The sequence below is a fragment of the Streptomyces sp. NPDC058812 genome (assembly GCF_042744565.1).
Classification (GTDB): Bacteria; Actinomycetota; Actinomycetes; order Streptomycetales; family Streptomycetaceae; genus Streptomyces; species Streptomyces thinghirensis.
Window position 1 is genome coordinate 48,672 of record NZ_JBHYOB010000018.1, and the last position, 15,838, is coordinate 64,509.

At 71.4% G+C, this 15,838-nt stretch carries 12 protein-coding genes; 7 read left to right on the top strand and 5 right to left on the bottom strand.

The genetic code is table 11. The features are described 5' to 3' along the window. The first annotated feature begins 139 nt into the window (after positions 1-139). From ACFW48_RS29845 to ACFW48_RS29860, 4 genes are read left to right on the top strand one after another with little or no spacing between them, the layout of a single operon-like run. Positions 140-1,219: a substrate-binding domain-containing protein gene (locus ACFW48_RS29845; protein WP_386319924.1), complete on the top strand. Its 1,080-nt coding sequence runs from the start codon at positions 140-142 to the stop codon at positions 1,217-1,219. Then, on the top strand, positions 1,216-2,436 hold the full coding sequence (locus ACFW48_RS29850; protein WP_386319927.1) for a toxic anion resistance protein: 1,221 nt from the start codon (positions 1,216-1,218) through the stop codon (positions 2,434-2,436). Before ACFW48_RS29845 ends, ACFW48_RS29850 begins: the two co-directional genes overlap by 4 nt. After that, positions 2,433-3,983: a substrate-binding domain-containing protein gene (locus ACFW48_RS29855; RefSeq protein WP_386319930.1), complete on the top strand. Its 1,551-nt coding sequence runs from the start codon at positions 2,433-2,435 to the stop codon at positions 3,981-3,983. Before ACFW48_RS29850 ends, ACFW48_RS29855 begins: the two co-directional genes overlap by 4 nt. Then, on the top strand, positions 3,970-4,581 hold the full coding sequence (locus ACFW48_RS29860; protein ID WP_386319933.1) for a hypothetical protein: 612 nt from the start codon (positions 3,970-3,972) through the stop codon (positions 4,579-4,581). The genes ACFW48_RS29855 and ACFW48_RS29860 overlap by 14 nt, the downstream gene beginning before the upstream one ends. A gap of 204 nt (positions 4,582-4,785) precedes the next feature. Here the strand turns inward: ACFW48_RS29860 and ACFW48_RS29865 are convergent, their stop codons facing one another. Next, positions 4,786-6,630: a phosphoenolpyruvate carboxykinase (GTP) gene (locus tag ACFW48_RS29865; protein ID WP_386319936.1), complete on the bottom strand. Its 1,845-nt coding sequence runs from the start codon at positions 6,628-6,630 to the stop codon at positions 4,786-4,788. A 296-nt stretch (positions 6,631-6,926) separates the two neighbouring features. On the opposite strand from ACFW48_RS29865, the gene ACFW48_RS29870 reads away from it, so the two are divergent. From ACFW48_RS29870 to ACFW48_RS29880, 3 genes are all read left to right on the top strand, one after another. Next, entirely contained in the window at positions 6,927-7,631 is a 705-nt protein-coding gene (locus ACFW48_RS29870; RefSeq protein ID WP_386319939.1) for a hemolysin III family protein, read from the top strand. Between the two features lie 177 nt (positions 7,632-7,808). Further along, entirely contained in the window at positions 7,809-8,450 is a 642-nt protein-coding gene (locus tag ACFW48_RS29875; RefSeq protein WP_386319941.1) for a TetR/AcrR family transcriptional regulator, read from the top strand. Positions 8,451-8,483: 33 nt separating this feature from the next. Next, entirely contained in the window at positions 8,484-9,215 is a 732-nt protein-coding gene (locus ACFW48_RS29880; protein ID WP_386319944.1) for a Mut7-C RNAse domain-containing protein, read from the top strand. Here the strand turns inward: ACFW48_RS29880 and ACFW48_RS29885 are convergent. The 4 genes from ACFW48_RS29885 to ACFW48_RS29900 are packed head-to-tail and all read right to left on the bottom strand — an operon-like array spanning position 9,212 to position 15,742. Then, positions 9,212-11,650, bottom strand: coding sequence for a galactose oxidase-like domain-containing protein (locus ACFW48_RS29885; protein ID WP_386319947.1), 2,439 nt, complete (start codon positions 11,648-11,650; stop codon positions 9,212-9,214). The two genes, ACFW48_RS29880 and ACFW48_RS29885, sit on opposite strands and share 4 nt — an antisense overlap. Further along, positions 11,647-12,837, bottom strand: a complete 1,191-nt coding sequence (locus tag ACFW48_RS29890) for a glycosyltransferase (protein ID WP_386319950.1) — start codon at positions 12,835-12,837, stop codon at positions 11,647-11,649. Before ACFW48_RS29890 ends, ACFW48_RS29885 begins: the two co-directional genes overlap by 4 nt. Further along, the gene (locus ACFW48_RS29895; RefSeq protein ID WP_386319952.1) at positions 12,834-14,483 is read right to left on the bottom strand and encodes a phospholipid carrier-dependent glycosyltransferase; all 1,650 of its coding nucleotides are present in this window, start codon (positions 14,481-14,483) and stop codon (positions 12,834-12,836) included. The genes ACFW48_RS29890 and ACFW48_RS29895 overlap by 4 nt, the downstream gene beginning before the upstream one ends. Then, on the bottom strand, positions 14,480-15,742 hold the full coding sequence (locus tag ACFW48_RS29900) for a glycosyltransferase (protein WP_386319955.1): 1,263 nt from the start codon (positions 15,740-15,742) through the stop codon (positions 14,480-14,482). The genes ACFW48_RS29895 and ACFW48_RS29900 overlap by 4 nt, the downstream gene beginning before the upstream one ends. Positions 15,743-15,838: the final 96 nt, after the last annotated feature.

The following is a 15,838-nucleotide window of genomic DNA, read 5'->3' on the forward strand; positions in this document are numbered from 1 at the left end:
CGCGCCCCGCGTCGTGGTGGAGTTCCGGCGGCGGGTCGGGGCGGAGTGGCTCGTTCCCGTTGCATACCGGTATGGCTCGGCCACCTGCCGTTCACCCGGAGCGCCGGGGAACGCAGGATTCCGGAGGGATGCTCCGCGTGTGAGACGTATCTCGGGAATCGTCCTCGCGGTCCTGCTGATCGGCGGAGTGGTGGCAGCCGTCGTCGCGGGCCGGCAAGCGGAGGACAAGGCCACGGCAACGAAGACCGTGCGCGCGGTGATCGGGTCGGAGAAGGCAGCCTTCTTCGCCGACCCCGACGTGGTGAAGGCCCTAGCCGCCAAGGGCTACACCGTAAGGGCGGAGACCTCCGGGTCCTGGGCGATGGAGGGGCTCGACCTCAAGGGCTACGACCTCGCCTTCCCCTCCAGCCAGGCCCCGGCCGACAAACTCGCCGACAAGCACGGCGTACGCAAGCCGCTGCCCCGGCCCTTCTACTCACCGCTCGTCGTGGTCGCCCACCGCAGCGCCGCCCAGGTGCTCGCGGCGAACGGGCTCGCCACGCTCGACCGCAGCAGGGGCGGCACCCTGAAGATGGGCGCCTACCTCGACGCGGCCCGCGCCGACCGCACCTGGCAGCAGCTGAAGGGCGCCCAGAAGTACGCCGAGCTGACCGGGACGGTGTACATCGCGACCACGGACCCGGAGACCTCCAACTCCGGCGCCCTGTACCTGGCCGCCGCCTCCTACGTGGCGAACGGCGACCGGGTGGCCGCGAGCGACGCCGACGTGGACCGGACCGCGCCCCTGATGCGCAAGCTGGTCCAGGTGCAGGGCGCCCAGAAGTCCAGCACGGACGCGGCGTTCCGGGACTTCACCAGCGGCGTCGGCGACCCGCTGGTGCTGGTCTACGAGTCGCAGGTCGCCGCGCTGCTGCGGGAGGGCGGCGAGAGCGTCGGGGACCTGACCGTCCTGTACCCGGACACCACCGCCACCAGCGACCACACCGTCGTACCGCTCACCGACGAGGGCCGCGCGCTCGGCGAACTCCTCGCCACCGATCCGCGGCTGCGGGAACTGGCCGTCCGGCACGGGTTCCGGCCGCAGGGCGCCGGGGCGGAGTTCACCAAGGCGACCGAGGCCCACACCGCGTATCTCAACCAGCAGCTGACCGGCGTCCGGCAGGCGCCCGTGCCCACCTCCGAGGTGCTGCACGGGATGGCCCGCCGGGCGCGCGGATGACAGCGGACCACAGGGGGACCGGCCAAGTGACCGACACCGGGAACGACTTCACGCTCACCCTCACCCCGCCCGAGCCCGTCGCACCCGTGCCCCGGGAGAAGGCCGGCGGACTCGTGCCCGTCGACGACGGGGCCCGCGCCGACATGGCCCGCAAGGCCGCCGCCTACGTCGAGGGCCTCGCCGCGCTCGACGCCCGGTCGCCGGAGTTCGCGGGCAAGGTCGGCGAGATCACCGGACTCGGCGCCGCCGAGATGCGCACCGCCGCCTCGCAGTCCAACCGCATGCTGGAGCGCACCGTGCGCAGCCTGCCGGACCAGGGCGGCGACGCCCAGGCGCGGGTCGCGGGCTCGCTGGTGGAGCTGCGGCGCGTGGTCGAGGACCTGGACCCGCGCGAGCTGCCCGCGAACAAGGGCCGCAGGTTCCTCTCCCGGCTGCCCGGCGGCAACAAGCTGCGCGACCACGTCGCCAAGTACGCCTCCGCCCAGGGCACCCTGAACAAGATCGTGGGCTCGCTGCGCGGCGGCCAGGACGAACTGCGCCGCGACAACGCCGCGCTGCAGACCGAGCGGGTCCGCCTGTGGGAGACCATGGGCAAGCTCCAGGAGTACGTCGTACTCACCGAGGCCCTGGACACGGCCGTCGAGCAGCACGTCGCCGACGTGGAGCCGGCCGACCCGCGGGCCGCCGACGCCCTGCGCGCGGACGTCCTCTTCCCGGTCCGCCAGAAGCACCAGGACCTGCTCACCCAGCTCGCGGTGTGCGCGCAGGGCTACCTCGCCATGGACGTCGTACGCCGCAACAACGAGGAACTGATCAAGGGCGTCGACCGGGCGGCCACGACCACGGTGTCCGCGCTGCGGATCTCCGTGATGCTCGCCTCCGCGCTGGACCACCAGAAGAAGGTCGTCGAGCAGGTCAACGCGTTGCGCGGGACGACGGAGGACCTGATCCGGGGCAACGCGGAGATGCTCGCCACCCAGAGCGGGGAGATCCAGCGCATCGCCGCCGACCCCGCGGTGGGGGCGGAGACCCTGCGCACCGCCTTCCAGCAGATCTACCGCACCCTCGACGCCATCGACACCTACAAGGTCCAGGCGACGGAGGCGATGGCCGCCACCGTGGAGTCCCTCACCGGGGAACTCCGGCACGCGAGCGCGTACCTGGAGCGCAGCCGTGCGCAGGGTGCCCTGGACGCCGGGGACGGGGGCCTGGGATGAGGCGCACCCTGGCCGGGTGCCTGGCCGCGCTCGCCCTGCTCACCGCCTGCACCACGCAGGAGGACGGGAAGGACGGGCCGACGCCCGGGGTGTCCGGTGCCGCCGAGCCCGGAACCCTGCGCGTCCTCGCCTCCAGCGAGCTGACGGACATGACGCCGGTACTGGACAAGGTCCGCGAGGACACCGGCATCTCCGTCCAGCTCACCCCCATCGGCACCCTCGACGCCGTCGACCTGCTGGCGAAGGGCCGGGCGGAGGGGAAGTACGACGCCGTGTGGCTGTCCTCCAACGACCCCCTGCGGCTGCGGCCCGAGGCGGCGGAGCAGGTCGTGTCCGAGACCCCGGTGATGACCAGCCCTGTCGCCATCGGCGTGAAGAACGCCACCGTGGCGGAGCTGGGCTGGCGGCCCGGGCAGGTCACCTGGTCCGATGTGGAGCGGGCCGTCGCCGACGGCAGGCTCACCTACGGCATGACCGACCCGGCCCGCTCCAACTCCGGTTTCGCCACGCTGGTCTCGGTCGCCTCCGCGCTCTCCGGCGCCCAGTCCGCGCTCACGGACGCGGACGTGGCGAAGGCGACGCCACGGCTGCGGACGTTCTTCACCGGCCAGAAGCTCACCTCCGGCTCGTCGGGCTGGCTGGCGGCGGCGTACGAGCGGCGGGAGAACGTGGACGCGCTGCTCAACTACGAGTCCGTCCTCGCGGGCCTGCCCGGACTGACCGTTTTCCGCCCCACCGACGGCGTGGTCACCGCCGACTACCCGCTCTCCACGCTCGCCTGGACGAACGCCACGACCCGCGAGGACGTCCGCCGCCTCGCCGAGGCGCTGCGCAGCCCGGGGACGCAGGAGGAGATCACGGTCCGGACGCACCGCCGCCCGGTGCTGGCCTCCGTGCCGCTCGTGTCCACCCTGGACACGAGCCGGCGGCGCGAACTGCCCTACCCGGGCACCCGGTCCGTCGCCGACGGCCTGCTCGACGCCTACGAGAACGACCTGCGCCGCCCGTCCCGCACGGTCTACGTCCTCGACACCTCCGGCTCGATGGAGGGCGAGCGGCTGAGCCGCCTGAAGCAGTCGCTCACCGCCCTCACCGGCGACTTCCGCGACCGCGAGGAGGTGACGCTGATGCCGTTCGGGTCGGACGTGAAGCGCGTGGCGACCCACGTCGTGGACCCCGCCGACCCGCAGGCCGGGCTGGACGGCATCCGCCGGGACACCGAGCGGCTGACCGCCCGGGGCGACACCGCGATCTACACCTCGTTGGAGAAGGCGTACGACCACCTCGGCGGCGGCGGGGACACGTTCACGTCGATCGTGCTGATGACGGACGGCGAGAACACCACCGGCGCGAAGGCGGCCGACTTCGACCGCTTCTACGGTTCGCTGGGCGCCGCCCGGCAGGAGATCCCGGTCTTCACCGTCCTCTTCGGCGACTCCGACCGCGCGGAGCTGGAGCACATCGCCGAACTGACCGGCGGCCGCCTCTTCGACGCCCGGAAGGGCTCGCTGGACGGCGCCTTCGAGGAGATCCGTGGCTACCAGTAAGGGCAACGGGGTCTGGGCGTATCTGGAGTCCCGCAAGAACCTGGCCGGCAGCGCCTGCGGGCTGGCGGGCGTGGTGCTGACCTTCGCGGGAGTGGCGGGGCCGTACTGGCCCGTGGTCGTCGCCGGTCTGTACGGTGCCGGCGCGCTGATCGCCCCGCCGGAGCGACCCGCGCCGCCCGACTTCGCCGACCCGTCGGCGCAGCTGGACGCGGTGCGCGGCGACTTCGGGCGGCTGCGCGCCTACCTGGCCGGCGTCGAGCTGCCGCCGGCCGCCGGGGAGCGGCTGGGTGAGCTGACCGGCCTGCTGGAGGCGCTGCTGGAGCCGGGGTGGGTCGTCGAGGTGCTGGCGGCCGACCCGGACGGTGTGCACGCGGTGTCGCGGGCGGTGCGACAGGACGTGCCGGAGGCGGTCGACGCCTATGTACGGGCCCGGTGGTGGACGCGGATGACGCCGGGGCAGGAACCGCCGGAGCGGCATCTGGAGCGGCAGCTCACGCTGCTCCACGAGGAGGCGGAGCGGCTGACGGACCGGCTGCGCGATGCCGAGGCCCGGCGGCAGGAGTCCCACACGCGGTACCTGGAGGACCGCTCGGGGTGACGGGCGACGGGCGGGCCCGGAAACGCTGGAGGGCCGGGTCCTCCGCACGCCGTTGTGCGGTGACCCGGCCCGAGCGGGACCTCCCCCGTGCTCCGGGGTACTGCTGAGCTACTGGAGCGTGGGGAGACCCCCTCGCGGCCGGCCTTCGTGACGACTTCGCGGGTCAGGGCTAGTCGGACCGGACGCGGAGCTGGGTGGGGACGGTCAGCCCAGGCGCTGCACCAGGTTGCGGTACTGGTCCCACAGCTCGGTGGGCGTGTGGTCGCCGAAGGTGTTGAGGTGCTCGGGGACGAGCGCCGCCTCCTCGCGCCACACCTCCTTGTCGACGCTGAGCAGGAACTCCAGGTCGGCGTCGGCGAGGTCGAGGCCGTCGGTGTCGAGGGACTCCTTGGTCGGCAGCACGCCGATCGGGGTCTCGACGCCGTCCGCCTTGCCCTCCAGGCGCTCCACGATCCACTTCAGGACGCGGCTGTTCTCGCCGAAGCCCGGCCAGACGAACTTGCCCTCGTCGTCCTTGCGGAACCAGTTGACGTAGTAGATCTTGGGCAGCTTGGACTGGTCCTTGTCCTTGGCCACGTCGACCCAGTGCCCCATGTAGTCGCCCATGTTGTAGCCGCAGAACGGCAGCATGGCGAACGGGTCGCGGCGCAGCTCGCCGACCTTGCCCTCGGCGGCGGCGGTCTTCTCCGAGGCCACGTTGGCGCCGAGGAAGACGCCGTGGTTCCAGTCGAAGGACTCGGTGACCAGCGGTACGGCGGTGGCGCGGCGCCCGCCGAAGAGGATCGCCGAGATCGGCACGCCCTTGGGGTCCTCCCACTCCGGCGCGATGATCGGGCACTGCGCGGCGGGGGTGGTGAAGCGGGCGTTGGGGTGCGCGGCGGGCGTACCGGACTCGGGCGTCCAGTCGTTGCCCTTCCAGTCGGTCAGGTGGGCGGGCGTCTCCTCGGTCATGCCCTCCCACCAGACGTCGCCGTCGTCGGTGAGGGCGACGTTGGTGAAGACGGAGTTGCCCCACAGGGTCTTCATCGCGTTGGCGTTGGTGTGCTCACCGGTGCCGGGCGCGACGCCGAAGAAGCCGGCCTCGGGGTTGATGGCGTACAGGCGGCCGTCCTCGCCGAAGCGCATCCAGGCGATGTCGTCGCCGATGGTCTCCACGGTCCAGCCGGAGATCGTGGGCTCCAGCATGGCGAGGTTGGTCTTGCCGCAGGCCGACGGGAAGGCGGCGGCGACGTACTTGGGCTCGACCCGGCTGGAGGCAAAGGGTGGCGGGGTCAGCTTCAGCACGAGCATGTGCTCGGCGAGCCAGCCCTCGTCGCGGGCCATGACGGAGGCGATGCGCAGGGCGTAGCACTTCTTGCCGAGCAGGGCGTTGCCGCCGTAGCCGGAGCCGTAGGACCAGATCTCGCGGTCCTCGGGGAAGTGCGAGATGTACTTGGTGCTGTTGCACGGCCACGGAACGTCCTCCTGGCCCTGCTCCAGCGGGGCGCCGAGGGTGTGCACGGCCTTGACGAAGAAGCCGTCGTCACCCAGCTCCTCCAGGACCGGCTGTCCCATGCGGGTCATGGTGCGCATGGAGACGGCGACGTAGGCGGAGTCGGTGATCTCCACGCCGAGCGCGGACAGCGGCGAGCCGAGCGGGCCCATGCAGAAGGGCACGACGTACATGGTCCGGCCGCGCATGGAGCCGCGGAACAGGCCGCCCTCGCCCTTCTCCCCCCTGAAGATCTCCCGCATCTCGGCGGGGTCCTTCCAGTGGTTGGTCGGGCCGGCGTCCTCCTCCTTGGCGGAGCAGATGAAGGTCCGGTCCTCGACGCGCGCGACGTCGGAGGGGTCGGAGGCCGCGTAGTACGAGTTGGGGCGCTTGATCGGGTCGAGTTTGCGGAAGGTGCCCTTCTCGACGAGCTCCCCGCACAGGCGCTCGTACTCGGCCTCGGATCCGTCACACCAGACCACTTCGTCCGGCTGGGTCAGTTCGGCGATCTCGTTCACCCACGAGATCAGCTCCTGGTGGTTGGTGGGGACGGGGGGAGCAGCGATGTCGCGCGCCACGATTGCTCCTAAATGAGGGGTTTTTTGTTTGGAGGCCCCGTGGGGGCTGCGACCCGGATGCGTGACGTTGACCTCTTGGGCGCTCATCCGGTGTCGACCGCACTCATTTGATCATCCGACGTGAGCGCCCATCTGTCCAGGGGGCGTCACACCTGAGCGGCGTGAGGATCGCCACGTGCCCGCATCGGGGAGTTACGGGGGTGCGTGGCCGGGTACCCCGTGAGACGATGACCACTCGCCACCCACGACCGTCCGTACTGATGCGTAACTTACGGTCCCGTAGGTACGATGCCCCCATGACTGCGTCCGCCTCCGACGCGCCCAGGGACACGCCCGCCGACGGCCGCGGTCCCGTAGCGCTCTCCCTGCCGCATCCGGTCAAGCCGAAGCTGCGCGGCTGGCTGCATCTCGGTATGTTTCCGGCCGTCCTCGTCGCGGGCCTGGTGCTCACCGCCCTCGCCGAGTCGACCGAAGCACGTATCGCCTGCGGAATCTACGTCCTGACGGCCTGCCTGCTGTTCGGCGTCAGCGCGCTCTACCACCGGGGCGACTGGAGCCCGCGGATGGACGGCGTACTGCGGCGTCTCGACCACGCCAACATCTTCCTGATCATCGCGGGCACCTACACCCCGCTCACGATGCTTCTGCTGCCGGAGGCCAAGGGCCAGTGGCTGCTGTGGGGCATCTGGGCCGCCGCGGCGGCTGGCATCCTCTTCCGCGTCTTCTGGGTCGGCGCCCCGCGCTGGCTCTACACCCCGTGCTACCTGGCCATGGGCTGGGCGGCCGTGTTCTACCTCCCCGAGTTCATGCGGGCCGGCGGCATCACCGTCCTCGTCCTGGTGATCGTGGGCGGCCTGCTCTACAGCGCGGGCGGCGTGATCTACGGCCTCAAGCGGCCCAACCCGTCACCGCGCTGGTTCGGCTTCCACGAGGTCTTCCACTCCTTCACGCTGGCGGCCTTCATCGCGCACTACGTGGGGATCTCGATGGTCGCGTACTAGGGCCTGTCGTGAGGAGGGCGGCAGGGCGGAGCCCTGGCAACCGACGACAACGCCGCGGACGCGCGTGCCACACCCCGCGCCCCGGCAAGATCCAAACAACAGGACCCAGGCGCTCCGCCGAACATCCGGTGCATCACCCGGCGGCTCCGCTCCGCCCCCGTGGCCGACAATGGCCCCATGACGGCCGCACGCTCCCGCTCCCCCCGCTCCCCCGCCGACGGCCCCCGGCCCGGTCTGCGGGAGCGGAAGAAGGCCAGGACCCGCGAGGACATCCGTGCCGCGGCCTACGCGCTGATCCGGGAGCAGGGGTACGACGCGACGACGACGGAGCAGATCGCCGACCGCGCCGAAGTGTCGCCGTCGACTCTCTTCCGCTACTTCCCGGCCAAGGAGGACATCGTCCTCACGGACGAGTACGCCCCGGTCATGGCGGCGGAGCTGGCCGCCCGGCCCGCCGACGAGCCGTGGCCGGCCTCCCTGCGGCACGTCATGCGCAAGGCCGTCGAACTCGGCGCCGGCGAGGAAGCCGACCTGACCCGGCTGAGGGCACGGCTGCTGGCAGAGGTGCCCGCGGTGCGCTCGCGGATGCTGGAGATCATGTCGGCCACCGGCCGCCTGCTCGGCCGCGCCATCGCCGACCGCACCGGCCTCGCCCCCGAGTGCCTGGAGGTGCGGGTCCTCTCCATGTCCCTGGTCGGCGGCGTGCTGGAGGTCTCGCGGTACTGGGCCGAGCACGACCACGAGGAGGACCTCGCCGACCTGGTCGAACGCGCACTGGACGTCCTGGAGCACGGACTGCCGGCTCCCGGAAAAGACTGAGGCCACGTCCCTGCCCCATGGCATCCTGACCAGGTGAACGGTCCCGAGATCCACGTCGAGTTCGCCCCCGAACTGCACCTGTTCGTGCCGCGCGCCCGCCCCACCGGCGCCGCCCGCGCGGCCACCGACGGCGTCTCCACACTCGGCCATGTCGTCGAGTCCCTCGGCGTGCCGCTGACCGAGGTCGGCACGCTCCTCGTGGACGGCCGCGAGGTGCCGCCCGGCCACGTCCCCACGGGCGGCGAGTCGGTGAGCGTACGGCCGGTGGAACGCCCCCAGCGGGTCCCGGGCGCTCCCCTGCGCTTCCTGCTCGACGTGCACCTCGGCACCCTCGCCCGCCGGCTGCGGCTGCTCGGCGTGGACACGGCGTACGAGTCGACGGACCTCGGCGACCCGGCGCTCGCGGCGCTGTCGGCGGCCGAGAAGCGGGTCATGCTCAGCCGCGACCGCGGCCTGCTGCGCCGCCGCGAACTGTGGGCCGGCGCCTACGTCTACGGCACCCGCCCCGACGACCAGCTCCGGGAGGTCCTGGAGCGGTTCCGGCCCGAGCTGCGCCCGTGGACCAGGTGCACCGCCTGCAACGGACTGCTGAAGGAGGCCACCAAGGACGAGGTGGCGGACCAGCTCAAGGGCGGGACCGAGCGGTCGTACGACGTGTTCGCGAAGTGCCGCGCGTGCGGGCGCGCGTACTGGAAGGGCGCGCACCACGAACAGCTGGAGGCCATCGTGGAGCGCGCCCTCACCGAGTCACGGCGGGAGCGTTAGCGCCTCCCGCGCACGTCCCCCTTCCCGCAGGCGACGCCGTCGCGGTCGCGGTCCAGCTTCAGCGGGTCGTCCTCGCCGTTGACCTTCAGACGGCCGTAGTCGTGCTCCTTGAGCCAGGTGCAGCGGTCGGCCGTCGTCGCCCTGACCTCTTCCGGGAACGCGGTCGGCACGCAGACGTTCGCGGAACCGTAGTGCCGGTCGCAGCCGGAGACGGTGGGGCCGACCGGGTGCGACTCGCGCTTCTTGCCGGGCCCCGCGACCTTGCCGGACGGGGCGTCGGCGAAGGAGTGGACGTGCGCGGCGGCGTCCTTGGTGCTGAGCGCCTTCGGGCCGTCGAGGTGCACCCACTTCGCCACCGACGGCACGCCGTTCGCGTCGACCGCGAAGAGCATGTACCAGCCGGGCGGGGCCAGGTTGGGGTTGCTGGTGACATTGAGGTCGACGTTGTCGCCGTCGACGGACAGCGGCAGGTCCACGAACCGCTGGTTCGGGTCCGAGGAGTGCGTCACGGCGGCCGGGCGGATCAGCTCCGCCTTGGCGATCGGCCGGTCGACGGTGATCCGCTGGGTGTCGCCGTAGTTCCACTCGGTGTCGATGACCGAGGTGATCGTCGGACGCTCGCCCTTCAGCAGGTAGGGCGGGGTGTAGACCGACACGTCGTGGTTCCAGGAACCGTTGCCCGGGTTGTCGCCGGTCGTCATCACCCGCCCGTCGGGCAGCAGGAACGCCGAGGAGTGGTAGCCGCGCGCCTCCGGGTCCACGGCCACCGGGTCGAAGGTCTCCGTCTCCGGATCGAAGATCGACGTCTCGAACACCGGGTTGGCCCGGTTGTGCAGGGCGCCGCCGGTCTCCAGGACCGTGCCGTCGGGCAGCAGGACGGTGGAGACGTACATCTTGCCCTGGTCGCCGGTCTGCGGGACCGGGCCGTTGCCGAGGTCGACGGTGCCCTGCGGGAGCGGGGGCCCGGCCACGTACGTCGGGTTGGGCTGCTTGAGGTCGATGATGTCGGTCAGCCGGTTGGCGTCCGGGTTGGAGTCGATGTTGCCGCCGCCGATGGTCAGCACCTTCTGGTCCTGCGCCGGGGGCAGCAGCACGCTGGCCGACTGGTCGCGCACGTCCTTGTCCTGGAGGCCCGGCACCTGGGTGATGCTGTTGGCGTCGTAGTCGTAGATCGCCGAGCCGGTGCCCGGGATGTTGTTGCCGAAGACGTGGCTGCCCGAGTAGAAGAGCCGCCCGTCCTGCATCAGGATCATCGACGGGTACAGGCCCCAGTACGACCAGGTCTGGTTGACCTGCCAGGTCGGCAGCCACTTCTGCTGCTCGTCGGACCACAGGTCGGCCGTCACCGATCCGGTGGAGTCCTCGCGCAGCCCGCCGAAGGAGATGACGTCGCCGTTGCCGAGGACCGTCGCCGACGGGTACCAGTGGCCGTCGTTCATGTCGTTGGTCCTGGCGTAGGTCTCGGTCTCCGGGTCGAAGACGTACGAGTCCTTGTAGCCCTGGTAGCCGATCGTGCCGTCCGCCGACGGATAGCCGGCGTTGCCGCTCATGACGAGGACGCGGCCGTCCTTGAGCTGCACGTGCCCGGCGCAGAACATGTCCTTGGGCGTGCGGATCGTCCTGTAGTCGCCGGTCCGCGGGTCGTAGACCGCCGACGTGAAGGTGCCCGCCTCGAACATCTCCGGGTCGTTGCCGGAGCCCGCGATCAGCAGCACCTTGCCGTTGTGGAGGACGACGGAGTGCATGGAGCGCACCGGGTTCCGCGTGGGCAGCACGTCCCAGCGGCCGTTCGCGCACTCCGCGGCGGTGCCCGTGCACTCCGGGTCCGGGACGGGGTCGGCGACCTGCTCCATCGTGTAGTCGTCGGTGGTCGCCGAGCCGGTGCCGTAGACGGAGACGCCCCAGCTGATGCGGTCGGTGCCGGCCGGGACCTCGGGCGTGCGGACGCTCGCCTCGGTCCAGCCGGCGGCCAGGTCCAGGGTCTTGAGGTCGGTCCAGTACCGCCAGCCCGCGGTGGGGTCGTGCCGGAAGAGGGTGAGGGAGGCGTCCGGCGTGGTGGTCTTGTACCAGAGGGACAGGTCGTACTGCTTGCCCTCCGTCACCACGGGCGCGCACTCGGTGGACTCGGTGATCAGGGCCTTGCGGTCGCCGTCGGTCCGGCGGGTCAGCTCGACCTTCATGGCCTTGGTGCCGGAATGGGCGTCGGCGACCGTCTCGAAGGTGAAGTCGTTGTCGCCCCAGCCGGACTTCGACCAGCAGTACGGCATGTCGCCGGTGCCGGCGGTCTCGAAGCCGGGGTTCTTGATCAGGTTGGCGGCCGAGGCGGGCTGGGGTGCGGTGAGGAGGAGCCCGCCGGTGAGGACGGACACCGCCAGGAGGGCGGAGGTTCTCCGTCGGGGGGTCCGGCGCCGGCTCCTCCGCGGTCTGCTTCTCATGCCTCACTCCTTGCTGTGCGGGCCGTACGGCGTCGGCGGGGGAGGTACACGAGCGCCTCCGTCCCGGCGAAGCGCAGGACGAAGGTGATGACGAGGGCCAAGGCGGTGGCCGGCAGCACGGTCAGCCCGAACTCCCCGACGAGCAGGGCGATGAGCGGTATGCGCAGCACCAGGTCGGCGTTGGCGATCAGCGCGAACCGCGCGGTCCGGTCGGCCCAGTGCCGGTGCCGGCGCCGGTCGCGGAAGAGCAGCCGCTCCAGGAGCAGGAAGTTCCAGGCCACGCCGAACTGGTTGGCGACGATCTCGGCGGGCAGGTAGTGCACGCCTGCCTCGGTGAGCGCCCACAGGGCGGCCAGGTTCGGCACGAAGCCGCTCAGGCCGATCAGCCCGAAGGCGACCATGCGGGCCAGCGGCGAGGTGGTGCGCAGCCCGGCCAGGTGGCGCAGGAAACGCAGCCCCTCCTGCGCCGTGGACTTGGACTCCCCGGCGAACCGCTCCTCGAAGACGAACGGCACCTCGGTGACCGCCTGGGGGCGACTGCGGACGGCCAGTTCCAGGAGGATCTTGTAGCCGAGCGGCTTGAGCACCTCGGCGGTGACCTCGCTGCGGCGGATGGCGAAGAAGCCGCTCATCGGGTCGCTGATGCCGTGCAGCCGGCGCGGGAAGAGCGCCTTGGTCAGCCAGGTCGCCGCGCGCGAGACGGCGATCCGGTAGCTGCCCGCCAGCCCGGCGCGGCTGCCGCCCTTGATGTAGCGGGAGGCGACGACGAGCCCCGCGTTCGCCCGCTCGCCGGTGGCGACCAGCTCCGGCACGAGGGAGGGAGGGTGCTGACAGTCCCCGTCCATGACGACGATCCAGTCCGACCCGGCCGCCTTCATGCCCTCGACGACCGCGCCGCCGAGCCCGCCGGCCGGCTCGTCCCGGTGCAGGACGGTGACCGGGAAGGGGCAGTCGAGCGCCGCCTCGCGGATCACGTCCGGGGTGTCGTCGGTGGAGTCGTCCACGAAGACGACCTCGCAGGGCAGCCGGGCGGGTACGGACTCGGTGATCAGGTGCAGCAGCCGCCGTACGTTCCCGGACTCGTTGTAGGTCGGTACGACGATGGTGACGGCGCCCGGCTCGGGCACCTCCGAGGCGCCTACGGCCGGATGTCCCAGCTCGTCGGGGACGGTGGACTCGTGGCTCATCGGGCGGCTCCGGAGGGCTGGATACGGCGGATCTCGATGCGGTCCGCACCGGTGCCGAAGACGGCGACCGGGGCCGAATGGTTCATGGCGGCCTCGACGTTGGGCAGGTCGACCGCGTCGCGCCGCACCGTCGGGGAGGCGACCACGTAGTCGATGTCGCGCCAGCCGCCCGGCATCGTCTTCGTCACCGCCGGGTCGAGGTCCGCCTTGTAGAACCAGATGACCCCGAGCCCGGGTTCGTATCCGGCGTGCACGAGGTCCAGCCAGAGCGCGTCGTCGACGAGGACCCGGGTGTCGGCGGGATTGTCCACCTCACTGGCCAGCCAGTCGGCGGCGGCCTCGTAGGGGGCGTTGGCGTCGGCCGTGACCGCGGTGCGGCCGCCGTCGTACCAGCGGGGTACGACGTAGGCGCCGGCGGCGAGCACCAGGACGCCGGCGAGCGCGTACCGGCCGATGGTCACCCCTCGTTTCTCGGCCTCGGTGCGCCATCTGCGCAGTACGGCGTGGGCGACGCTCGCCGCGCCGCCGGCCAGGACCAGGGCGAGGAAGGGCAGCGCCTGGATCACGTACATCGCGGGCAGGTAGCCGCTGGGACGCAGGGCGAGGCCGGCGAGGATCGCGACCGTCAGGGCCGGTCCGGCGAGCGCCCGCGCGGTGACCGACCAGCGCCACGTGGCCAGCAGGAGCAGCGCCCCGGCGAGGCCGCCGAGCGGCAGGACGCGGTCGTAGTACAGCCAGGACTGGAGGACGCCCCACGAGCCGGAGCCCTCGTCGAGGATGAAGCCGGAGCCGGGACGGGTGAGCTGGTACTCGATGCCCTCCCACAGGGAGACGTGTCCGCTGCCCGGCAGCAGCTCGCCCTTGAGGAGGGCGAAGAGCGGATACGAGAACCCGATGAGGGCGCAGGCCGTGACGGCGCCGGTCAGCGCGAACTTGCGGGTGTCCTGGTGGCTGTGCCGCCACATGGTGACCAGCAGGGCGGGCAGGACGACGAGCATCGTCTCCTTGGTGAGCACGGCCGTGGCGGCGGCGATGCCCGCGCCGAAGTGGTGCCACAGGTGGCGGCTCGGGGAGGCGGCGAGCGCGAACGCCAGCAGCGTCCACATCACCGCGAGGTTGTCGAGGAAGATCTCCCGCTGGAGGACCACGGACAGCGGTGAGAGACCGAAGAGGGCCATGGCGAGCCCGGCCGCCCAGCGCGGCAGGGAGAGCCGGCGGGCGATGACGTAGACGAGGACGGCGGAGACGGCGCTGACGATCAGCATCACGCCGCGCATGGCGCCGACCGTCATCGACTCGGGGCTGAGCAGCGCGGGTATCCAGGTCAGCACGGCTATCTGGATCCAGCCGAGCGGCGGGTGGTCGTACCAGTAGGTGTAGTGGGCGAGGCCCTCGCCCTGCTGGACGGCCCAGGCCTGGGCGAGGTAGGTGCCCTCGTCGTCGCTGAGGGTCGGGTAGTCGGAGATGTTCCAGCCCTGCACGAGCATGATCGCCACGAGGAGCCCGCCACACAGCAGCAGGTCGGGGCGTGCGGAGCGCAGGCGGCCCGGCGGCGCCCCGGTCGCGGGGGCCGGTCCGGTGTCATGGGCAGGCCGGCGCTGCGCGGGGACCTTGGTGCCGGTCGCCGCGGGGAGGGTGGAGGTCACGCGGGAACGTCCTCTCGGTCCACGGGCACGAGGTGCGCGCCGACATGGCTGGTCAGCTCCCAGTCGTTGCGGCCGCGTTGCTCGCGCCAAACGGCGCGGACGGCGGCTCCGGCGAGGAGTACCTGGTAGAAGGGGCCGCCGACGATCAGCTTCAGGTAGTGCGTGAAGCGGACCCGCAGGCCGTACTGCTTACCGAAGTCGTGCAGCCCGACGACCTCGAAGACGAAGGTGACCAGGGCGGTGACGGCCGGCAGGAAGGTGACGAAGGCGATGCCGACGGGCACGTCCAGGAAGAGCGCGATGGCCGCGTTGAGCGGGATGACGACACCGGTGAAGGCTTGCAGGAACGGCGTCATCAGGGTGTAGCGGGCCAGCAGCCGCTGGGTGAAGGTGGGCAGTTGCTTCCAGTCCTTCTTCCGGTACACCTGGAGGAAGCCCTGGTTCCAGCGGGTGCGCTGCTTGAGCAGGGACACCAGCGAGCCCGGGGTCTCCTCCCGGGTCACCATGTCGGAGTCGTAGGCGACGACGACCTTCTTGCCGGAGCTGGAGAGCCGGACGCCGAGGTCGCAGTCCTCGGCCAGGCAGTTCGGGTCCCAGCCGTCGGCCGCCCGCAGCACGTCGGTACGGACGAAGACGGTGTTGCCGCCGAGCGGGATGAACCCCTTCTGCGCGTGCAGGTGCAGCCGGGAGCGGAACCAGAAGAAGTACTCCAGGCAGTTGCGCAGGCTGTACCAGCTGGAGTGGAAGTTGATCAGCTGGACCCCGCCCTGCACGACGTCGGCGCCGGTGGTGCGGAAGGCGTGGTCGACGTGGGCGAGCAGTTCGGGATGGACCTGGTCCTCGGCGTCGAAGACCCCGACGACGTCGCCGCGGCAGTGCGGCAGCGCCGTGTTCATGGCCTTCGGTTTGTTCTTCTTCTCGTGGGTGTCGACGACGACCCGCACGCGTGGATCGCGGTCGGCGGCGCTCTCGGCGACGGCGGTGGTCTCCGGATCGTCGTGCCCGACGATCACGATGATCTCGAAGTCGGTGTGGGACGAGGTCAGCAGCCGCTGGATGGTGTGGTCGAGCACGGCCTGCTCGTGCCGCGCGGGCACGAGCAGCGAGAACGACACGTGCTCGGCGCCGTCGGGCCGGCTGAACCGGGTGGAGGCGAGTACCTCCGGCGTACGCCAGGCGTGCATCTGCCACCAGAGCGTGAACGCCGCCATCCAGAACAGTGCCAGTGAAACGGCAGCGATGAAGACGGACGTAAGCAAGAAAGATCCCCCCAGATCTTCGAACTCCCCCTGCGCGGCGGAGCACCCGAGTCGGGCACCCGCTCCGCCGCGTCACGGTGAAGAGATTAGGGGCAA